The sequence below is a fragment of the Candidatus Pelagibacter bacterium nBUS_44 genome (assembly GCF_051200895.1).
In the GTDB taxonomy this organism is placed as follows: Bacteria; Pseudomonadota; Alphaproteobacteria; order Pelagibacterales; family Pelagibacteraceae; genus Pelagibacter.
This window is the reverse complement of sequence record NZ_CP172838.1, coordinates 357,545-373,147: the sequence shown is the minus strand read 5'-3', so window position 1 is coordinate 373,147 and position 15,603 is coordinate 357,545. Positions and strand designations below refer to the sequence as shown.

General features: G+C 31.7%; 13 protein-coding genes. 3 read left to right on the top strand and 10 right to left on the bottom strand.

Annotated elements, in window-relative coordinates:
- Nucleotides 1–8: 8 nt before the first annotated feature.
- The 4 genes from ACIJYB_RS01940 to ACIJYB_RS01925 are packed head-to-tail and all read right to left on the bottom strand — an operon-like array spanning nt 9 to nt 5,115.
- Nucleotides 9–596, bottom strand: coding sequence for a sarcosine oxidase (locus ACIJYB_RS01940; RefSeq protein ID WP_435151726.1), 588 nt, complete (start codon nt 594–596; stop codon nt 9–11).
- A complete protein-coding gene (locus ACIJYB_RS01935) occupies nt 593–3,589 on the bottom strand; it encodes a sarcosine oxidase subunit alpha family protein (protein ID WP_435151724.1) in 2,997 nt (998 codons plus the stop codon). Before ACIJYB_RS01935 ends, ACIJYB_RS01940 begins: the two co-directional genes overlap by 4 nt.
- The gene (locus ACIJYB_RS01930) at nt 3,589–3,858 is read right to left on the bottom strand and encodes a sarcosine oxidase subunit delta (RefSeq protein ID WP_435114379.1); all 270 of its coding nucleotides are present in this window, start codon (nt 3,856–3,858) and stop codon (nt 3,589–3,591) included. Before ACIJYB_RS01930 ends, ACIJYB_RS01935 begins: the two co-directional genes overlap by 1 nt.
- The gene (locus tag ACIJYB_RS01925) at nt 3,859–5,115 is read right to left on the bottom strand and encodes a sarcosine oxidase subunit beta family protein (protein WP_435151721.1); all 1,257 of its coding nucleotides are present in this window, start codon (nt 5,113–5,115) and stop codon (nt 3,859–3,861) included.
- Between the two features lie 127 nt (nt 5,116–5,242).
- Between ACIJYB_RS01925 and ACIJYB_RS01920 the strand changes: the two genes are divergently transcribed.
- Entirely contained in the window at nt 5,243–6,928 is a 1,686-nt protein-coding gene (locus tag ACIJYB_RS01920; RefSeq protein ID WP_435151718.1) for a formate--tetrahydrofolate ligase, read from the top strand.
- Between the two features lie 2 nt (nt 6,929–6,930).
- Here the strand turns inward: ACIJYB_RS01920 and ACIJYB_RS01915 are convergent, their stop codons facing one another.
- From ACIJYB_RS01915 to ACIJYB_RS01905, 3 genes are read right to left on the bottom strand one after another with little or no spacing between them, the layout of a single operon-like run.
- The gene (locus ACIJYB_RS01915) at nt 6,931–7,722 is read right to left on the bottom strand and encodes a glutamine amidotransferase-related protein (RefSeq protein ID WP_435151715.1); all 792 of its coding nucleotides are present in this window, start codon (nt 7,720–7,722) and stop codon (nt 6,931–6,933) included.
- On the bottom strand, nt 7,719–8,882 hold the full coding sequence (locus ACIJYB_RS01910; protein ID WP_435151712.1) for an iron-containing alcohol dehydrogenase: 1,164 nt from the start codon (nt 8,880–8,882) through the stop codon (nt 7,719–7,721). The genes ACIJYB_RS01915 and ACIJYB_RS01910 overlap by 4 nt, the downstream gene beginning before the upstream one ends.
- Nucleotides 8,883–9,911, bottom strand: coding sequence for a 2-dehydropantoate 2-reductase N-terminal domain-containing protein (locus ACIJYB_RS01905; RefSeq protein ID WP_435151710.1), 1,029 nt, complete (start codon nt 9,909–9,911; stop codon nt 8,883–8,885).
- A 145-nt stretch (nt 9,912–10,056) separates the two neighbouring features.
- Here ACIJYB_RS01905 and ACIJYB_RS01900 point away from each other — a divergent pair, with 145 nt between their 5' ends.
- A complete protein-coding gene (locus tag ACIJYB_RS01900; protein ID WP_435151707.1) occupies nt 10,057–11,394 on the top strand; it encodes an NAD(P)-binding domain-containing protein in 1,338 nt (445 codons plus the stop codon).
- Between the two features lie 25 nt (nt 11,395–11,419).
- A complete protein-coding gene (locus ACIJYB_RS01895; protein WP_435151705.1) occupies nt 11,420–11,794 on the top strand; it encodes a cupin domain-containing protein in 375 nt (124 codons plus the stop codon).
- Here ACIJYB_RS01895 and ACIJYB_RS01890 read toward each other — a convergent pair.
- The 3 genes from ACIJYB_RS01890 to ACIJYB_RS01880 all read right to left on the bottom strand — a co-directional run bounded on the left by ACIJYB_RS01890 (nt 11,791) and on the right by ACIJYB_RS01880 (nt 15,600).
- A complete protein-coding gene (locus ACIJYB_RS01890; protein WP_435151702.1) occupies nt 11,791–13,944 on the bottom strand; it encodes an ABC transporter permease in 2,154 nt (717 codons plus the stop codon). The genes ACIJYB_RS01895 and ACIJYB_RS01890 overlap by 4 nt on opposite strands.
- Nucleotides 13,945–13,953: 9 nt before the next feature.
- Nucleotides 13,954–14,979, bottom strand: coding sequence for a quaternary amine ABC transporter ATP-binding protein (locus ACIJYB_RS01885; RefSeq protein WP_435151699.1), 1,026 nt, complete (start codon nt 14,977–14,979; stop codon nt 13,954–13,956).
- Nucleotides 14,980–15,051: 72 nt separating this feature from the next.
- On the bottom strand, nt 15,052–15,600 hold the full coding sequence (locus ACIJYB_RS01880; RefSeq protein ID WP_435151696.1) for a hypothetical protein: 549 nt from the start codon (nt 15,598–15,600) through the stop codon (nt 15,052–15,054).
- Between the last annotated feature and the right edge of the window lie 3 nt (nt 15,601–15,603).

Sequence of the window (15,603 nt, the reverse complement as noted above, 5' to 3'; positions counted from 1 at the left end):
TTTTAATCTTACAAAGATTTAAAGCCAAATTCTAAAGAAGCATCTGTAATAGAATGATACAAAGATTCACCAAAGCTTCTAAGAGCAAATAATCTTACTTTATCAGGATTGTCATCTAGCATATCAACAGTAAAAGCTATTCCATTGTAAGTAGAATTTATTGAATTATTTTTTTCTAAAGTATTAAAATTGAAAGGGCATCCTTTCTTTAAAACTTCTTTAGCATCTAGTCCTTCTATTTCAATTATAGCTTTTGAATGAGATAAATCAGTTACCGCAAAATCTGTTTCTTTAAAATTTTGTGAAATATTTTTAAGTAAATCTTTTTTTGTTGAAACTAAAAGCCAATTTTTTGGACCGTTCCATAAAATTCTTGTATCATTATTACTGATTACACTTAATGGCTCATCTTTTAATTTTAAACCATCAATATCAACACTTTCAAATGAAACTGTAGAATTTTTGTATTGAACTATTTGAACTATTAATAAATTCTTTATCTCAGATATTTTTAAAAGATCATTTTCATTTTTACCTTCGTGATCACCAAATTGACCTGTTGAATGAATATTTGCTAAGGCTGATATTAAGCTCATGATCTAACTCTTTCACCTTTTGGATCAACATAGTGAGAAGATACTATTTCAACTGGGATTACCTTATTTTTAACTGGAGACATTACAAATAATTTTTCACCAATCATGTTTTTTCCATCTTTTAGTATTGCTAAAGAAAATGGATTATCGTGTTCAACACTCCAACAAGAAGCTGAAATATAACCTAATTTTGGATTTGGTAGTGGTGCATTTGAATCTTTTACTAAATGCGATCCTTCTGGAATACTTGTTTTTTTATCTAATGGAACAACACCAACAACTTTTTGTCTATCTTCCGCTATAAATGCTTCTCTAGTTAAAGATCTTTTGCCTATAAAATCTTTCTTTTTACTTAATAATCCTTCAAGAGAATTATCGTATGGTATTGTTCTTCCATCAAGCTCAGATCCTGCAACGTGTCCCATTTCAATTCTAAGTGTTGATAATGCCTCTGTTCCATATGGTTGGATTTTAAATTCTTGGCCGACTTCCATAATTTTTTCCCACATAAAGTTTCCATTATCAGATTCAACATTAACTTCATATGCAAGCTCACCAGAAAATGAAATTCTAAAAATTCTAGCCTTAACACCAAACAAATCTCCTTCCATGTAACCCATAAAAGGTAATCCTTCATTTGATACATCAGAATTTGGAAATAGTTTTTGTAATAAATCTCTTGATTTTGGTCCAGCAACCGCTGCTCCAGCCCATTGTTCTGTAGATGACACTACATTTACATTTAATTCTGGCCAAACTAATTGCAAATAATATTCTAAATGTGAAAGAACATTTGCTGCTTGAGCGGTAGTAGTTGTCATGTGGTAATGATTTTCTGAAATTCTTGTTGTTGTTCCATCATCCATAACAATCCCATCTTCTCTCAACATCACGCCGTATCTTGCTTTACCAACTGGTAACTTTAACCATGCATTTGTATAAACTCTATTAAGTAACTCAGCTGCATCTGGTCCTTTAATATCTATTTTACCTAATGTAGTTACATCACAAACACCTACGTTTGTTCTTACATTTTTTGCTTCTCTTTTTGATCCTTCAAATAAATTTTCATTTCCTTGCTTGTAATATCTTGGTCTTAACCACACACCTGCATCAACAAAAACTGCATTGTTTTCTTCATGCCATGAATGCATTGGTGATTTTCTTGTTGGTTTTGAGTGTTTACCAACCTCTCTTCCAACAATTGCTCCTATAGAAACTGGTGTATATGGCGGCCTAAAAGTAGTGTGACCAACATTTGGTACTACTTTATTTTCAATATTCGATACTAATTGTAAACCATTTAAATTACTTGTTTTACCTTGGTCAGTTGCCATTCCAAGTGTTGTATATCTTTTTACATGTTCAATTGATCGATAACCTTCTTTAAGTGCTATCTCAACATCAGAAACCGCAACATCATTTTGAAAATCTAAAAATCTTTTATAATTTTTTCCCTTAGGTAATGGCACACACCAAAACTTATCGTGTGTGGTTGATTTTTTTTCAACAACATTTGGAATAGAAATCTTGTTATCATTATTGGTAATTTTTTTTGATAATTTATGAGCAGTTTCAAAAGAACTTTTTAAAGTCTCATCTAAAGTATAAGATCCATTTGCAGCACCTAACGTTGTTTCATTTTGCTTTGATGTTCCTGGAACAAATGCATCAATATCTTCATTAAATTTTGTTTTATTTCCTGATTGTGACGCTAAATGAATAGTAGGTGTCCAAAAACCTGAAACACATATGCAGTCACACTTAATATTTTCTACTGTACCAAGTTGCTCTTTATCATCTGAAATTGAAGCTATATCAGCTGATTTAACTTTTTTATAACCTTGAGCGGCAACTACCACATAAGAAAATTTAATGTTTATTCCTAAATTTTTTGCTTCATCAACTATTTCAGATTGAGGATCTTTTCTTGTATCTAAAATAATTGGGTCAACACCATTTTTTTTAAATTCTATTGCAGCCTCATAGCCACTGTCATTATTAGTAAATATTAGAGGGTTTCTTCCAACTAATACTCCATAAACTTTAAGATATTCTTTTGCTGCTGATGAAAGCATTACTCCAGGTGTATCATTGTTACCAAAAACAATAGGTCTTTCAATTGATCCTGCAGAAATTAAAACTTCTTTTGCTCTAATGTACCAAAGTCTTTGTTTTGGATGAAACTTTTTCGTTTTTGGTAAATGGTCGCTAATTCTTTCAGACATTACCAGCATATTATGATCATAATATCCAAAAACCTGTGATCTATTTTTAACAGTCACATTGGGCATTTCTTTAAGTTCAGCAATAATTCCATCTGCCCATTCTTTACCTGATTGATTTCCAATACTAACTTCACTTGTTAATAATGATCCACCAAATCTAGCTTTATCTTCAGCTAAAATAACTCTTGCTCCATTTTTTGCTGCAGCATATGCACTTGCTAAGCCTGATGGGCCTGAACCAGCAATTAATAAATCACAATACTCATATTTATGTTCGTATCTTTCGTTATCATGTTTAGTAGATGCTGCACCAAAACCAGCAGCTTTCCTGATAAATGGTTCATAAACTTTGTACCAAAAACTTTTTGGCCACATAAATGTTTTGTAATAAAATCCAGCATGAAGAAAAATTTTAAAAAAATTATTTATTGCACCAATATCAAAGTTAACATTTGGCCAACAATTAACACTTGTTGCCTCTAAACCTTCAAAAAGCTCTTGTTCTGTGGCTTTTATGTTGGGTTCAGTTTCACCATTTCTATATAACTGAACAATTGCATATGGTTCATCAACTCCAGCACCAAAAAAACCTCTTGGTCTATGGTATTTAAAACTTCTACCAATTAAATGAACACCATTAGCTATTAAAGCTGAGGCTAAAGTGTCTCCCTCATAACCATAATAAGTTTTACCATTAAACTTAAAAGATAATTTTTTATCTCTATTTATTAAACCAACACCTGATAATCGATAACTTTGGTCCATTATGAGTTATCCTCATTAGCTTTTAGTGTTCTAAATATTTCATGAGTTGCAGTGTCTCTTTCAACTTTTATCCACTGTCTGCACCCTGATAAATGCTGCCATAACTCTAAATGTTTTCCTCTTAAACTTTTTCTATTATATACAAAGTTATCCCAATCTTGATCGGACACTTCTTTATTAAGTTCTGGTCTTTTAACAGTTGCATCTCCACCATAAGAAAATTCATTTTGAGATCTCATCCCACAATGAGGGCATTTAATATGAAGCATTTATGAAATCCATGTTTTAGTACCAAGTCCCTTTTCATCTAATAAGTGACCTGTGTTAAATCTATTCAAGCTATATCCAGCATTTAATTTATGAACTCTATCTTGAGCAATTGTATGTGCAAATGTCCATCCTGATGCAGGTGTTGCTTTAAATCCACCATAACACCAACCACAATTTAAATACAAACCTTCAATGTGAGTTTTATCAATTATTGGTGAACCATCCATAGACATATCCATTATTCCACCCCAAGTTCTGAGCATTTTTAATTTACTTAGGAATGGCATCATCGCAATTCCTTCTGTTAAAACATGTTGTAAAGTTGGTAAATTACCTCTTTGTGCATAACTATTATATCCATCAAGATCTCCACCCATTACCATTTCACCTTTGTCAGATTGACTAATATAAAAGTGTCCCGCACCAAATGTTACTACTCTATCTAAAATAGGTTTAACTGGTTCAGAAACACAAGCTTGAAGAAGATGAGTTTCTACTGGTAAAGTCATGTTTAGTTTTTCTACTAAATGATTAGTACTTCCAGCAACACACAGTCCAATTTTCTTAACTTTAATATCTCCACGAGAAGTTCTCACTCCTTGAATTTTTCCACCTACAACATCAAATCCTGTTACCTCACAATTTTGAATTATATCTACTCCCATTGAATCTGCTTGTCTTGCGTAACCCCAAGCAACTGCATCGTGTCTTGCAGTTCCTGCACTTGGTTGCATTAGACCTCCAAAAATTGGAAATCTTACATTATCTGAAAAGTCTGCCATTGGAATAATTTCTTTTACCTGCTCTCTATTTAAGAGTAACGCATCTATTCCATTCAATCGCATAGAGTTTCCTCTTCTTGCGTAAACATTCATTTGCGCATCAGAGTGAGCAAGATTTATAATTCCTCTTGGAGAAAACATCACATTGTAGTTTAAATCTTGGCTCATCTTTCTCCAAAGATCCATTCCAAACTCACTAAAAAGCGCATTATCATCATGCATATAATTAGATCTAATGATGGTAGTATTACGTCCAACATTTCCACCACCTATCCAACCTTTTTCAATAATAGCTACATTTGTAATATTGTGCTCTTTTGCTAGGTAATAAGCGGTTGCTAGACCATGACCACCACCTCCAATTATCACAACATCATACTCTTTCTTTGGAGTTGGGTCTTTCCAGGCTAAATCCAAATTTTGGTGTCCCGAAAGAGCATTTTTTATTAGGTTAAATACAGAATATCTTTGCATGAGATTATTTTACACAAAACAATATAGATGGATCTTATTTTTTTTATATATATTTTTTAGAAGTTTCCAAAGATAGCAAAAAAGTATAAGAAGTCTTCAGAAAAAATTATAACTTTTAGGATTTTAAATGAGTGATGTTAAGTCAGATATTCAAATAGCAAGAGAAGCTAAAATGCAACCTATAAATGATATTTTGGCTAAAATCAATGTGCCTGACGAGAGTACTGCTTTCAGTCCAATGGGCAGACATATTGCAAAAATTAATTTGGAATATCTAGATACTTTAAAAGACAAACCAGACGGTAAACTAGTTTTGGTTACTGCAATCACTCCTACTCCTGCAGGTGAAGGTAAAACCACAACTTCTGTTGGATTGAATGATGGCTTAAATAAAATTGGAAAAAAATCTATTGTTTGTTTGAGAGAACCAAGTCTTGGTCCTTCTTTTGGTATGAAAGGTGGAGCAGCTGGTGGTGGGTACGCTCAAGTAGTTCCTATGGAACAAATTAATTTACATTTTACTGGAGACTTTCACGCAATAACTTCTGCACATAATTTATTGTCAGCTTTAATTGATAATCATATCTATTGGGGAAATAAATTAGATATAGACGTTAGAAGAATTACTTGGAAAAGAGTAATGGATATGAATGATCGTTCTTTAAGAGCAATCAATATAAATTTAGGTGGTATTGCAAATGGTTTTCCAAGAGAAGACGGTTTTGATATCACAGTTGCATCTGAAATCATGGCAATCTTTTGTCTATCAAACGATCTAGAAGATTTAGAAAATAGAATTGGAAATATAACGATTGCATATACAAGAGATAAAAAACCTGTTTTTGCAAAAGATTTAAAGGCCCAAGGTCCAATGACTGTTTTGTTAAAAGATGCTATCAGACCTAACGTAACTCAAACATTAGAAAATAATCCTGCAATAATTCATGGTGGGCCTTTTGCGAATATTGCTCACGGATGTAATTCGGTTATAGCTACAAAAACAGGATTAAAACTTGCTGACTATGTTGTGACAGAAGCAGGATTTGGTGCTGATTTAGGTGCTGAAAAATTTCTTGATATTAAATGTAGAAAATCAAATCTTAAACCAAGTTGTGTAGTAATTGTTGCAACAATCAGGGCATTAAAAATGCATGGTGGAGTTGCTAAAGATGATTTGAAAAATGAAAACGTTGAAGCACTTAAAAAAGGACTAGTTAATCTTGAAAGACACATCGAAAATGTTAAAAAATTTGGCTTACCTGTTGCAGTTGCAGTTAACCATTTTATTAAAGATACAGATAATGAAGTAAAAGCTTTAATAGAATTTTGTGATGGAATGGGTGTTAAAGCAAGTCTATGTACACATTGGGCAAATGGTGGCGAAGGAACCAAGGAATTAGCCGCTCATGTTGTTGAATTATGTGAAAAAAATGAAGCTAAATTTAAATTTTTATATGAAAGTAAAACACCATTATTTAAAAAAATAGAAACTATTGCTAAAGAAATATACAGAGCTGATGAGGTAATTGCTGACACAAAAATTAGAGATCAATTAAAAAGCTTCGAAGAAGCTGGTTTTGGTGAATTGCCTATTTGTGTTGCTAAAACTCAATATAGTTTTTCAACAGATCCAAGTCTAAAAGGGGCACCAAGTGGGCATGCATTACCAATTAGAGAAATTAGACTTTCATCGGGAGCTGAGTTTATAGTTGTGGTTTGTGGGGCTATTATGACAATGCCTGGACTTCCAAGAATTCCAGCTGCTGACTCTATTAAGTTGAATAAAGATGGTGAGATTGAAGGGCTATTTTAAAGTTAATTCTTTATATAATTAAGCCAATTTCTGACTTCACATGTTCTATCTTTAAAATTTAATAATTCATCTTCAGATTTTATATATGAAATGTGGCTCTGATACTCTTCTTCATTTAAGAAATTTTTATTAGTAAATAATCTTTCTTTACGTCCAGCAATAAGGTTAAGCATCTGAAAGTACTCATAATCAGGATGGTATTGCAAACCAATTACTTCAGAATTTCCCACATTAAAGATAACGCCCATTACATTATTAACTTTATCACTTGATAAAAGAATGGCATTCTTTGGTAGATCGCTTACTTCATCAAAATTAAATGCTGGTGAGGTAAAAATTTTTTTTTTATCTTTATATATAAAATGTTTCTGACCTTCGTTATTAATAATTACATCTGATGCAATACCAATATGAGCACCATTTTTTCCAGGATTTGCCTTACCTCCTGCTGCTGTCGAGCAGACCTGTAATCCCCAACAAATTGCTAAAATTTTCTTATTTTCATTTAAACAATTAAAGGCAAAATTAATATGTTTCTTAATTACATCTGTCATATCATTAATTCTCATTGCACCACCAGTAAACACAATGCCATCATACTTGCTCATATTTTTTAGAGCATTCATTGTTTCATCATCATGACCAGGATTTACAATTTCTGTATTAGCTAAAGGTTCTAACTTTAATATTAAATTTTTCAGATTATCTGCCGCAGAAGCTCCAGCTGCTTTAATAAAAAATTCACTATCTTCTCTAATGTTACCTTCAACTATTAAAATATTTAAATCACTCATTTAAACAATTCTCCAGTCATACTATGTTGGTACATTATCTTCATATCATTTTCAGTTAATTTTTTTGGATTTCCCCCCGTAGATGGATCTGCTAATGCCATTTTTGATAATCTATTAAGATCAAAATTTTTTTCATCTATCACTTCTGATAATTTGTGAGGCATATCTAGTTTTTTTCTTAAATCTAAAATCCAATTAACAAAACCATTAAAAGATCGATCTTGAAATTCTAAATAATCACAAATTTTAATTATTTTTTTTTCTATTACATCTTTATTAAAAGTTAACACGTAAGGCATAAATATTGCATTAGATAAACCATGATGAATATTATTTAAGGCGTTTACAGGATGACTTAATGAATGAATTGCTCCCAAGCCTTTTTGAAATGCTGTTGACCCCATACTGGCTGCTGTTAACATATTCTGTCTTGCTTCAATATTTGATCCATTTTTTACAGCTTCTAAAAGCCAATCGTTAATTATTCTTATACCTTCTAGGGCAATTCCGTCAGCCATTGGATGATACCCTGGAGCGCAATAGGCTTCAAGATTATGCGCTAAGGCATCCATACCTGTTGCTGCTGTAATTTTTGGTGGAAGTCCAACTGTTAAAATTGGATCTAAAATAACGATTGAAGGTAAAAATTTTGGATGAAAAATTATATTTTTTACACCTGTTTCTTCATTTAAGATTACAGACGCACGTCCTGTTTCAGATCCTGTTCCTGCAGTTGTTGGTACAGCTATAATTGGTGCTATTTTTTCAGAGTTAGCTTTAGTCCAATTATCCCCCACATCTTCGAAATCCCAGATAGATAATGTTTGACCTGACATAAATGCAATTGCTTTACCAACATCTAGACCACTACCACCTCCAAAAGCTATAACTCCATCACAACTATTTTTATTATAATAATCAGCTCCCTCAGTTACATTAGCACCAGTTGGATTACCCACTACATTTGAATATAATTCAACTAAAATACCATTATCTTTAAGATTATTGATAGCATCAGTGACAATTTTTGATTTAGCAAGACCACTATCAGTAACCAACAACGGTTTATTTATATTTAAAGTTTTACAAGCAATACTTAAGTCATTAACTCTATCTTTGCCGACCCACATAGTTGTTGGGTAATTCCAATTTGATTTCATTTACCAATTAATTTCTAATTTTTTATTTTCACAAATAGTATTTAACATACTAAACATTAACGGAAAATTTTTACTATTTAGATCTTCTAATATTCTTGGTCCAATTTCCAAGGCAAGTTGAGCTCCTTCTACAGTAATATCTTTCATAAATTTTTCTTTAGCATCATTATATAAATAACCTTCACCTAAATATTTTCCCATCAAACTATTTCTTCCTCCAATTGCGCTAACATACAAATCACCTAGACCCGCTAAACCATAAACTGTTTCTGCTTTACCCCCATAATTAGAAACAAATTCGACCATTTCAGAAATTGATCTATGTATTAAAGATGCTGCAGTATTTAAAAAATATTTTGACTGAATATCTTTTGATGCTTTGGGATTGCTCAAACCTTCAGATGCTCCAATTAGCATTGAGTAAATATTTTTTATTGCTCCTGATAACTCAATACCATTTATATCTTCTGAGATTTCAGTAGAGTAATAGTTTGTTGAGATTGTTTCTTTTAAGAACTGACATTCTTTTAAGTTTTTATTTGCAATAACTGTTCCTGTTCTCATTTTATTTGCTAATCCTGCAGCTAAACATGGACCTTTGATAGCTGAAATATTAATTTCAGAATGACCTTCTTTTTCTAAAAGATTTTTAATTTTGTCTGAAAGTGTAGAAAGTTCGTTGTCTACTATGGATAAACCCTTGGTTAATAATACAATTGGTGTTTTCTTTTTATAATTTTTTGAAATTTGTTGAACAAACCATTCAATACCTACTGAACTTACTCCACAAACTATAATGTCAATATTTTGTTTTAAAATATTTTGTAATTTTTCAAATCGCTCAAATTTAATTTCTTTTGGTAATTGTGTTTTTAGTGCTGGATGAATATGATTGTTAGAATTAATACTTTCAATTAGGTTGTCTTCTAAATGTGTTCCAACTATTGTAACATCATTTTTATTATCCAAGCATGGAACTGCAAAAGCAGATCCCATTGCACCAGCACCAATTATAACTATTTTTTTCATAAGCTGAAGTTTAAAGCTTTATTTTTACGAAATTTACTCATTTGATTTATATCAATAATATTACTGTAATAAGATTTATTTATTGTAATTTTTAACATTTTGTTAGTAAAGTAGATTATATAATAATTTCAAATGGAGAACTTTTATGACTAAAGTAGCAATAATCGGTGCTGGCCCTTCTGGTTTAGCTCAACTACGAGCTTTTGAGTCTGCTCAAAAAAAAGGTGAAAAAATTCCTGAAGTAGTTTGCTTCGAGAAACAAGAAGATTGGGGTGGATTATGGAACTATAGTTGGAGAACTGGAACAGATGAACATGGAGAGCCTGTTCATTGCAGTATGTACAGATATCTTTGGTCTAATGGACCAAAAGAATGTCTTGAATTTTCAGATTATTCTTTTGACGAACATTTTGGTAAGCCTATTGGATCTTACCCTCCTAGAGAAGTAATTTTAGATTATATACGTGGTAGACTTGCTAAATCAGATTTTAAGAAACAAGTAAGATTTAGAACTTCTGTTCGTTGGGTAAGTTACAACAAAGATAGTAAACTATTCACTGTTTCAGTTGAAGATTTAGTCAAAAAGGAAACTTATAGCGAAGATTTTGATTATGTTGTGTGTGCTTCTGGACATTTTAGTACTCCAAATGTTCCTGAGTTTGAAGGACTTTCCACTTTTGGCGGAAGAGTAATGCATGCACATGATTTTAGAGATGCATTAGAATTTAAAAACAAAGATATTTTAATTGTAGGAACTAGTTACTCTTCAGAAGATATTGCTTCTCAATGCTACAAATACGGATGTAAATCTATAACAATCAGTCACAGAACTGCACCAATGAATTATCATTGGCCAGATAGAATTACTCAAGCACCTTTGTTAGTAAAAGCTGATCCGGATAACACTGTTCACTTTAAAGATGGATCTAAAAAAAAGGTAGATGCTATAATACTATGTACAGGTTATTTGCATCATTTTCCTTTTCTTGAAGAAGAGCTTAAATTAAAAACAAGCAATTTATTATGGCCTCTTAATTTATATAAAGGAATATTTTGGGAGTCTAATCCTAAAATGATGTACCTGGGTATGCAAGATCAATTTTATACTTTTAATATGTTTGATGCTCAAGCTTGGTATGCAAGAGATTATATTCTTGGAAAAATTTCATTACCTTCAAAAAAAGAAATGACAAAAAATAGTCTTGAATGGAAAAAAAGAGAAGACTCATTGAAAGATGATGAGCAAAAAATTTGGTTTCAAGGTGATTATACAAAAGAACTTATTGAGGCTACTGATTATCCAGATTTTGACATTGAAGGAGTTAATAAAACTTTCATGGAATGGGAGCATCATAAACATGAAGATATAATGACTTTTAGAAATAATAGTTATAAATCCTTAATTACTGGAAAAAAATCTCCATTGCATCATACGGTATGGCTAGATGAATTGGATGATTCCATGAAGGCTTACATAAAATGATTGGTAGTACTGTTAATAAAAAAATATGTTGTTTGTAAAAAACCTTAAATCTATTTCCGATCAGAAATGGCAAACAACAGAGAAGTATCCAGGTGTAAGATGGAAATTCTTGATCGATTCTGATTATACAGAAAGTTCTGGACTTTCTCTTGGTTTTGCTGAAATCGCACCAGGTGGAGACTTAATCCTTCATTATCACTCACCCGCAGAAATTTATATAGTTACTAATGGTACGGGAACATTAAACAAATCCGGTGAACTTGAAGAGGTTAAAAAAGGCGATGTGGTTTATATAGCTGGAAATGCAAAACATGCTTTAAAAAATACTGGAAAAGAAACTTTAGAATTTTATTGGATTTTTCCAACAGATCGTTTTTCTGATATTGAATATCTTTATTAATCTATACCAAGATGTTTTTTTCGTTGATCTACCCAAGTTCGAATTAAATTATCAAATATCAATCCAATAAAAGCAACACAAAGACCAAGTGTTAAACCTATACCAGCACCTTTTTTATCTGATAAAGCCTTTAAAATATATTGTCCCAAATCTTCTGTTCCAATAAATGCTCCAATAATTACCATAAATAAAGCAAATACAATTGTTTGATTTAAACCAAGCATCATGTGAGGAAATGCTAAAGGAAATTCTATTTTCAATAATCGTTGTAGTTTTGTTACACCTGACATTGAAGCTGCATCATGCAAAGCAGCTGGAACACTTCTTAAGCCTTCAATAGTGTACCTTGTTGCAGGTATAGTTGCATAAACAACTACTGCAATTAACACCGATGTATCTGTAACTCCAAAAAGCATCATTACTGGAATTAAGTATACAAATGAAGGGAATGTTTGAAAAATATCACAAACTGCCAACATAAAATTTGTAGTACGCTTGTTCTGAAAAGATAAAGTTCCAACAGTAAATCCAATTATACAAGATATAATAACTCCAAAAGTTGCCATGTATGTTGTAACTAAAGCTCTGTCCCACCATGGACTTAATGCTATAAACAAAGTTAGTGCACCAACTACCATTGCCGAACGAATTCCACCAATTATGTAACCAGCTCCAACAACTAATACTAAAGTAGCAACAGCTGGCATTCTTAAATATAAAGCTCTCATTGGTTGAAGAACATCCACTATTAACCAAGTATTAAATATTTTTAAAGTTTGAAAGAAAGTATCCCAAATCCAATCCACACCTCTGTTCCAAAAGTCTGCTGTTGATATTCCTTTGTTGTGTGGAATTTCAAATAAATAATTATAACCTTCTTTAAAGTAAAAAGATCCAACATAAGAAAATATAATTCCAATTAATACTGCGACAGCAAAAAATAATAAATTTTTATGACGCTGAAAAAAAGTTAGGTTGCCAAAATAATCTATTTGCTTATTTGCCCAAGCTAAAGACATTTTATCTAACAGTATTGCAATCAAACTAATACATAAGCCAGCTTCTAATGCTAATCCAATATTCAATTGATTTAATGCTAACAATAAATTAAATCCCAAACCTTTAGCACCTATAAAAGCAGAAATAACTGCCATAGAGAAGCACACCATGATTACTTGATTAACTCCAATTAAGATATCTCTTCTTGCAGTTGGGATTAATACTTTAAGCATAAGTTGCCAGTTAGTACATCCGCTCATTTTACCAGCTTCAATAACTTCAGGAGGTATTCCTCTAAGACCTAACAAAGTTAATAATATCATTGGTGGAACAGCAACAACCATAGTGATAATAACAGCAGCATGATCGCCTATACCGAAAAGAACAATTGCTGGAACTAATACTGCATACTGTGGCATAGTCTGCATAACTAAAAGTATTGGATATAAGGTTTTTTCAACTCGTTTACTTTTGAACGCCATGATACCTAAGCTCAAACCAAAAATAAAAGAAAGTGGTGCTGCCACCAATATAAAAGAAAGCGTTTGCATGGAAGGTTTCCATTGACCAAAAATGGAAATATAAATCATTACTAAACCCGCAAATATAGCTAGGCCCTTACCACTTAGCTTGTAACCCAAGATTGCTGCACCCGCTGCAACGATTGTCCAAGGTAATCCTGGCAGTTCTGCCCATGGGTTTGCATCAATCCAATCCCAACTAGTAAATGTAACAACAGTTTCCATGCCGCCTAACAAAATCTCTCTAATTAATTCTATGAGAAATGTCATAAATGAAGTTAAATTTCTTGTTATTTGCAAAACTAAAGGTCGTGTTTTAAATTCTTGAGTATCTTCATTCCAAAATTCCATTGGCATCCACTCATTCATTAAGAAAAATAACGAGTCATTTATCCATATAGGCAACCATCCTAGTAAAGGAGGCAATCTCCAAAAGACGTCGAATGCATAATATCTTACTTCAGCACCAAATAGTGTGTAAGTGCTTTGATTTGGATCTTTAATAAATTCGGCTTGACCTCTTATAAATTTATAAGTTTCAGGAACATCAATTGCAAAGCATAGGACAAAAAATACGACTAATAAAAATAACCATTGAAATAATTTTGGATATTTTTTTAATAATTCCATATTTTATCGCTATTTTTTCTCCCTCGAAAAAACAGTATGAATTATTTTTGAAGGGTGAACGGTTCCAACAATTTTATCATTTTCGTCCGTAACACTTACAGATTTTTCTTGAGTTAAAATTTTTTCAGCCACATCTTCAATTATTTCATTTTTTGAAACTCTTAAATCACTTAAATTTTCATTATGTGGTTTTTCCATTACATCTCCTATTTTTAAAACTTTTTCTCGAGGTACTTCTTCTGTAAATTTTCTTACATATTCTGTTGCTGGATTTAATACGATGTTAGCTGGAGTATCTAGCTGTTCAATTATTCCATCTTTCATAATTGCAATACGATCGGCAAGCTTTAAAGCTTCATCAAAATCATGTGTAATAAACATAATCGTTTTTTGTAATTTTTCTTGAAGTCTTAAAAATTCATCCTGCATTTCTTTTCTAATTAATGGATCTAACGCAGAAAAAGGTTCGTCTAAAAACCAAATATCAGGCTCAACTGCTAATGATCGTGCAATACCAACTCTTTGCTGCTGTCCACCTGAAAGCTCTCTTGGAAAATAGTTTTCTCTTCCATCAAGACCAACAAGTTTAACCATTTCCATAGCTTTGTTGATACTGTCTTGAGTTTTAATTCCTTTGATTTGAAGTGGAAAAGCAATATTTTCCACAACTGTTTTATGAGGAAGTAAAGCAAAACTTTGAAAAACCATTCCCATCTTATTTCTTCTAATATCAATTAGTTCTTTATTTTTTAATGAGAGTAAATCTTGACCTTCTATAAATATTTTTCCACCAGTTGCCTCTGTCAATCTTGAAATACATCTCAGTAATGTAGATTTTCCTGAGCCTGATAAACCCATAACCACCAACATTTCACCTTTTGCAACTTCAAAGGAAGCATTATTTACACCTACTATACATCCATTTTCTTGAAATATTTTAGCGTCTACATTTCCATTTGATTCTTGAAGCATCTTTTCGGCATTTGGGCCAAAAATTTTATATACAGATTCGCATTTAATTACTGCATCACTCATAATGTCTTAACAAGTTATACGAAATAAAAATAAAATACACTTTAAATTATTTATATTTATTGTTTTTTCTCCTTAAAAATTTTTAATAAAATAAACTCTTGTATCAATTCCAGTACTTAAAAAACTTAAAGCCTCACCACTGACAGTAATTGTTTCATTTACCCCAACATTTTTTCCGCTTACTGTATAGCCAGCAAAGCATTTATTTTTTTCTACATCCCATTTGACAAACGTTTCATCAATTTGATTACCGTTAATGGTATAAATTTCGTGTGCTTTATAATTCAAAAAATTAGCACCCATAATTGCACGTTGAGGAATAAGCTTAGTTGCATTGCAAACTGCCTCGTATAACTTGTCAGATAGTTTATAATGATCAGTTCCATCAAAAGACACCAAAATACCTGATGGTAGATTTGAGATTAATTTATTTAATTTTCTTTCATTTGCAATTCTCTCTTCTTCTATTTTCATCTTGGCTACTAATTCATCACCTTGACTGAAAAAAATATTTAAAATAGCAAAAGATAAAATCACAACAACTATTATAGAGATAAGGCCTCCAATTTGTCTAACTTGTTTGGGGAATTTTATTAGATTATTTAAATATCTATTAGTCATCAT

What these genes read in the sequence shown, in the direction of transcription:
- ACIJYB_RS01940 (WP_435151726.1), bottom strand. Translation starts at nt 596, where the DNA reads ATGAGCTTAATATCAGCCTTAGCAAATATTCATTCAACAGGTCAATTT.
- ACIJYB_RS01935 (WP_435151724.1), bottom strand. Translation starts at nt 3,589, where the DNA reads ATGGACCAAAGTTATCGATTATCAGGTGTTGGTTTAATAAATAGAGAT.
- ACIJYB_RS01930 (WP_435114379.1), bottom strand. Translation starts at nt 3,858, where the DNA reads ATGCTTCATATTAAATGCCCTCATTGTGGGATGAGATCTCAAAATGAA.
- ACIJYB_RS01925 (WP_435151721.1), bottom strand. Translation starts at nt 5,115, where the DNA reads ATGCAAAGATATTCTGTATTTAACCTAATAAAAAATGCTCTTTCGGGA.
- ACIJYB_RS01920 (WP_435151718.1), top strand. Translation starts at nt 5,243, where the DNA reads ATGAGTGATGTTAAGTCAGATATTCAAATAGCAAGAGAAGCTAAAATG.
- ACIJYB_RS01915 (WP_435151715.1), bottom strand. Translation starts at nt 7,722, where the DNA reads ATGAGTGATTTAAATATTTTAATAGTTGAAGGTAACATTAGAGAAGAT.
- ACIJYB_RS01910 (WP_435151712.1), bottom strand. Translation starts at nt 8,882, where the DNA reads ATGAAATCAAATTGGAATTACCCAACAACTATGTGGGTCGGCAAAGAT.
- ACIJYB_RS01905 (WP_435151710.1), bottom strand. Translation starts at nt 9,911, where the DNA reads ATGAAAAAAATAGTTATAATTGGTGCTGGTGCAATGGGATCTGCTTTT.
- ACIJYB_RS01900 (WP_435151707.1), top strand. Translation starts at nt 10,057, where the DNA reads ATGACTAAAGTAGCAATAATCGGTGCTGGCCCTTCTGGTTTAGCTCAA.
- ACIJYB_RS01895 (WP_435151705.1), top strand. Translation starts at nt 11,420, where the DNA reads ATGTTGTTTGTAAAAAACCTTAAATCTATTTCCGATCAGAAATGGCAA.
- ACIJYB_RS01890 (WP_435151702.1), bottom strand. Translation starts at nt 13,944, where the DNA reads ATGGAATTATTAAAAAAATATCCAAAATTATTTCAATGGTTATTTTTA.
- ACIJYB_RS01885 (WP_435151699.1), bottom strand. Translation starts at nt 14,979, where the DNA reads ATGAGTGATGCAGTAATTAAATGCGAATCTGTATATAAAATTTTTGGC.
- ACIJYB_RS01880 (WP_435151696.1), bottom strand. Translation starts at nt 15,600, where the DNA reads ATGACTAATAGATATTTAAATAATCTAATAAAATTCCCCAAACAAGTT.